Consider the following 482-nt stretch of genomic DNA (forward strand, 5'->3'; position numbering starts at 1 on the left):
TCGCTGCTCTTGCTCTGCAGGAGCCCGCCGATCGCGAAGCTCTGCCCGCTCGACAGCTCGACCGTCGTGTCGACGCGGCGCACCGTCAGCGCCGGCACCTTGATGCTGCCCGTCGTCACGCTGTTGGTCGGATCGATCTCGCTCACCTCCGGGCGCACCTTGAGGCTGATCCGGTTGTCGGCGAGCACGGTCGGCGTGAAGTCGAGCGACACGCCATATGGCTTGAACTGGATCGTGATCGCGCCCGTCGTGTCCTGCGCGACCGGAATCGGAAACTCGCCGCCCGCGAGGAAGCGCGCGGTCTGGCCGGAGATCGCGGTCAGGTTCGGCTCGGCGAGCATCGTGATGAGGCCTTCCTGATCGAGCGCGTCGAGCACGCCGTCGATCGAGTAGCGCGACGTGTGAAAGCCGCCCACCACCGAGAACGCGCCCGACGGCGTCGAAGGCGTTCGATCTGTCGCCGTCGGGCGCGTTCTCGGTGG

The 482-nt window shown here is 67.8% G+C and carries 1 pseudogene; it reads right to left on the reverse strand.

Going from position 1 to position 482, the window contains the following annotated elements:
* Nucleotides 1-482 (reverse strand): annotated as a pseudogene (locus J5M56_RS24825) (type II and III secretion system protein family protein); the annotation flags it as partial.

The organism is Pseudomonas sp. 51_B (assembly GCF_017491595.1).
In the GTDB taxonomy this organism is placed as follows: domain Bacteria; phylum Pseudomonadota; class Gammaproteobacteria; order Pseudomonadales; family Pseudomonadaceae; genus Aquipseudomonas; species Aquipseudomonas promysalinigenes.